The 4248-nt window shown below is 36.3% G+C and carries 6 protein-coding genes; 4 read left to right on the top strand and 2 right to left on the bottom strand.

Annotation, left to right across the window (positions count from 1 at the left end; all coding sequences use genetic code 11):
• The first annotated feature begins 277 nt into the window (after window positions 1–277).
• Complete coding sequence (gene cbiE, locus HEQ36_RS25850; protein ID WP_168636702.1) at window positions 278–1486, top strand: precorrin-6y C5,15-methyltransferase (decarboxylating) subunit CbiE; 1209 nt, start codon at window positions 278–280, stop codon at window positions 1484–1486.
• Between the two features lie 29 nt (window positions 1487–1515).
• Here cbiE and HEQ36_RS25845 read toward each other — a convergent pair whose 3' ends face one another.
• Complete coding sequence (locus tag HEQ36_RS25845; protein WP_205748594.1) at window positions 1516–2016, bottom strand: hypothetical protein; 501 nt, start codon at window positions 2014–2016, stop codon at window positions 1516–1518.
• A gap of 30 nt (window positions 2017–2046) precedes the next feature.
• On the opposite strand from HEQ36_RS25845, the gene HEQ36_RS25840 reads away from it, so the two are divergent.
• The 3 genes from HEQ36_RS25840 to HEQ36_RS25830 all read left to right on the top strand — a co-directional run bounded on the left by HEQ36_RS25840 (window position 2047) and on the right by HEQ36_RS25830 (window position 4057).
• Window positions 2047–2961 carry a hypothetical protein gene (locus HEQ36_RS25840; RefSeq protein WP_168636700.1) on the top strand — a complete coding sequence of 305 codons (915 nt, stop codon included), beginning with the start codon at window positions 2047–2049 and terminating at the stop codon, window positions 2959–2961.
• Window positions 2962–3193: 232 nt separating this feature from the next.
• Window positions 3194–3430, top strand: coding sequence for a helix-turn-helix transcriptional regulator (locus HEQ36_RS25835; protein ID WP_325064626.1), 237 nt, complete (start codon window positions 3194–3196; stop codon window positions 3428–3430).
• 27 nt (window positions 3431–3457) lie between these two features.
• The gene (locus HEQ36_RS25830) at window positions 3458–4057 is read left to right on the top strand and encodes a hypothetical protein (RefSeq protein ID WP_168636699.1); all 600 of its coding nucleotides are present in this window, start codon (window positions 3458–3460) and stop codon (window positions 4055–4057) included.
• 50 nt (window positions 4058–4107) lie between these two features.
• Here HEQ36_RS25830 and HEQ36_RS25825 read toward each other — a convergent pair whose 3' ends face one another.
• The gene (locus HEQ36_RS25825; protein ID WP_367272423.1) at window positions 4108–4248 is read right to left on the bottom strand and encodes a hypothetical protein; all 141 of its coding nucleotides are present in this window, start codon (window positions 4246–4248) and stop codon (window positions 4108–4110) included.

The following is a 4248-nucleotide window of genomic DNA, read 5'->3' as shown; positions in this document are numbered from 1 at the left end:
ACCCCAGAAATGGGAGGCTCTTCGGAGCAAAATATTATGTCCAAAGTATTTGTTTTAGACACTGAAAAAAGACCACTCTTTCCTAATTAATCCAGTAAATCAATTCACAAAGACAGTTACGAATATGGAAAATCAAAGATTTGTTAATTCCTCAAGTGTCCCTTTCGTTGTTTGTGCTGGCGCACAAAATTACTCAAGGGACGTTTCACAGTTAACCCTCCATTCCTCCCATCACCAAACTGAGTACAGTTTTGGTGGGGGTCTCCTGGAGGTTTAGATGAAAAAATGGTTATCAATTATCGGTATCGGTGAGGATGGTGTAGCAGGGTTAAGTCCCATAGCTCTTTCTTGCTTAGACAAAGCTAAAATTATCTTTGGTGGAGAACGTCATCTTTCCATGTTACCCGCTGACGACAACAGCCAAAAAATTCCCTGGAAATCACCTTTTCCAATTTCCATAACTGAAATTATCAGTCGTCGTGGTGAAGCAGTTTGTATTTTAGCTAGTGGCGACCCTCTATGTTATGGTGTGGGTGCAACTATTCTTAAAGATATTCCTATTTCTGAAATTACAATTATTCCTGCACCTTCGGCTTTTAGTCTGGCTTGTTCTCGACTAGGATGGTCATTAACGGAGGTGGAAACTTTAAGTTTATGTGGTCGTCCGGTTTCTTTACTGCAATCTTACATTTATCCCGGTGCAAAATTATTAATTCTGAGTGAGGGAAAACATACTCCAGCTATTGTGGCGGAAATTTTGATAAGTCGCGGTTATGGTAATAGTCAAATTACCGTTTTAGAAAAAATGGGCAATGTTAATGAGGACATCATAACAGATATCGCTGCTAATTGGCAAGAAGGAAATATCGCTTCTTTAAATACTATTGCGGTGGAATGTGTTGCTGATAGGGGAATAGTTGGTTTATCGAGATTTCCCGGCTTACCTGATGATGCTTTTCATCATGATGGACAATTGACGAAAAGGGAAGTCCGGGCGGTGACATTATCAAGTTTAGCACCTTTACCGGGCGAGTTGCTGTGGGATGTGGGGGCTGGTTGTGGTTCTATTTCTATAGAATGGCTGCGAAGTGATAAAAGATGTCGAGCGATCGCTATTGAACAAAATTCCACTAGACTAAATTATATAGCTGATAATGCGACTGCTTTGGGAACGCCAAATTTACAAATTATGGCAGGTAAAGCTTTAGAAGTTATCCCAAATTTACCCACACCAAACGCTATTTTTATCGGTGGTGGTGTCACAGCACCAGAAATATTAGAAAATTGCTGGAATGTGTTAGTGCCTGGGGGCAGAATGGTAGTTAATGTTGTTACTTTAGAAGGTGAACAAAGATTATATCAATGGTATGAAAAAGTGGGCGGAAACTTTACCCGCATTGCTATTCAACGGGCAGAACCGATTGGTAAATTTCTGGGTTGGAAAGCAATGTCCCCTGTTACCCAATGGATAGGAATCAAAAATTGATAATTAAAGATTTGGAGATTTAGACAAAATTACAAACAAAAATAGACAGCAATAAAAGTTTTTCCACAACCAGGGAAACCTTCTAGTAAAATAGCACGAGGACGTAATTCTGGTTGTCCATCTTGAGCAAACCAACACTCACGGCTACATATCCATTCTTTAACTTTAGTTAATCCTCCCACATCCCTCAAACCTTGACCAGAGGTGGCATAATATTCTAAAACTCCAGTTTTTCTAAGTTCCAGTTTTTTCGCTTCTAATAATAATTGTCCCGCAGATTCTGGATCTGTCCATAAATTCCGAGATGTTGATAATTTAGCAGTTTGAATTACCGCTTGCAAAGGCATTCCTTGAGCTTGTTCTGCTAATCTTTCAGCATCTGCTTCTGTTAAACCATATTTTTCTACAGCCACACTAAAAACATCTTCATAAAGTTCTGCTTCCACAGGTAAACTCAAATTAATAGAATAGCTAATTTCTTTATTTCCTGCTTGTGGTATTCTTAGAACTAAAGTATATTCAGACATCATGAAAACACTATTATTAATTATGGATTTTGTATGACGAGAGAAGCCCATGACCAATTTGCGAAAGAATATCTAGAGGAATTATTAAAACCTTTAGGTCAAGTAGATATTGGTAAAGATGTAAAAAGCGAAGTTAGAGAAATAGATATTTGGTTTGTTCCCAATCAATCAAAACCTGTAACTTCCGATTTAGGATTATTAGCAAAAATGGCAGTTACAAGCTGTCTATTTGAACCTTTTCGTAATCCTCCCAATGAAATGACAATTAGAAGTTGTATGTCAAAATTATACAGCCTTCATGAAGAATTGTTTCGACAAGCAAAAAGAGAAGATCGTCGGCTCATGGAAAACGAGTTCCCTGTTTTATGGATTTTAACACCAACTTGCTCAAAAAATAAATTAGATGGATTTAGAGCTACACTCAAAGATGATTGGGAAACAGGAGTTTATTTTCTAGGAGAATCGCAGAAAACCGCAATTGTAGCAATTAACCAATTACCCAAAAATCAGGATACACTATGGTTAAGGGTGTTAGGTAATGGGGAAACCCAAAAACAAGCAGTACAAGAACTAATCACAGTTTCCACAGAAAACCAGCGTAATTATCTACTGGAAATTTTAGCATCTTGGCGTAAAAATATAGAGATTAACACTAATATCAACGATGAAGATAGGGAGTTGATTATGACTTTATCACCAGCATATCTCAAACAACGCGAGGAATGGCGAGAAGAAGGAATACAAACGGGACTACAAACGGGTAGACAAGAGGAATTGCGGTTAATAGTAGGAAGTTTACTAACAGCACGTTTTGGTAATTTAGATGAGCAATTATTAGCTGTTGTTACTCCTATTATGGAACTTTCTCTCACAGAAAGAACTGATTTATTACTCAACTTATCTCAGTTGTCCCGTGAGGAATTATTAGCTAAATTCCCCATTAATTAACCCATTTTCGTAGGTTATTCACATCCTTCAGATCCCCGACTTCTTAGAGAAGTCGGGGATCTTTTTTGACTAAATCCAACGGTCAGCTTCAGTTTTAAGTTGTTGACTCCAACGTTTAAACCAGAGGATACCACCTCCTGAAATACCTAAAGTTAATATTAATTATTTGCTTGTCTTGTCAATTCTTCTGAGTTATCACCTAAATATTTGACTACTTCTTTCAAAGGATCATATAAATTGGATTACAGAATTTAGGTGCGTTTGCCCTGGGGATATACCTGTTATCAAGGAAATAAATGGCAGTCTGGTTAAAGAAATGAGAACAGCTAAAAAAATAAGTCAAAGAGACTTTGCTAATGCTGTAGGGATGAGTCAAAGCTGGGTCAGGGATATTGAGACTAAGGGTAAAGATACACCTATTCCTGAAAAGTATACTGCTATAATTAAAGAGATTTTAAATTTTAGATAACCTGTTGAAAATAATTAGGTAAAAACAATGGCTTATAGTGATTTTAGCTTAACTAAGTTTAAGAAAAATTTTAACATTACAATTGATGAAGAAGCTGATTTATTTGCGGCTGTAGAACCTATAGAAATCAGTGAAAAGTTAACTAACACTTTAGAAGAAACTACGGAACTCGCGTTAGCAATAAATACGGAGAAAGCACGCTCAGAAATGATTATTACGCCAATTTTATTAGAAGTTAGACGTAAAGCTAATTATCAAATTAGTTTATTTTCTGGTACAGATTTTAATGTTGATGTTGAGAGAGGTTTAAATGGTTATTGTGATTTTGTTATCAGTCGTTCTAGGGAACAGTTAACAATTAATGCTCCTGTACTAATTATTGTAGAAGCTAAAAATGAAAATATTAAAGGTGGTTTGGGTCAATGTGCGGCAGCAATGTTAGCAGCACAGTTGTTTAATGAACAGGAAGGTAATGAAATTAAAACTATTTATGGTGCGGTGACAACAGGAGATATTTGGAAGTTCTTGAAGTTGGAAGGGACTGATATATTTATTGATTTGAATAATTATTATATTAAGGAGTTAAACAAGATTTTAGGTATTTTGTGTCAAGGGGTTGAGGGTTGAAATTTGACCTCCCCCGGTTGGGAGAAATACATTTTAAGTATAAATTCAGGTTATTTATCAACAAATTCCCACATATTTACTGTTTTATCATCACTAGCTATAGCAATTACTTGTCCATTAGGACTAAAAGCAATACTGGTCACTAACCCACTAAGTGGAAAAGTATTGATGATTTTTCCTTGAAGATTCAA

It is taken from the genome of Anabaena sp. 54 (genome assembly GCF_017355725.1).
In the GTDB taxonomy this organism is placed as follows: Bacteria; Cyanobacteriota; Cyanobacteriia; order Cyanobacteriales; family Nostocaceae; genus Dolichospermum; species Dolichospermum heterosporum.
Note: the sequence above shows the minus strand (reverse complement) of the source record. Positions and strands in the feature narration are given on the sequence as shown.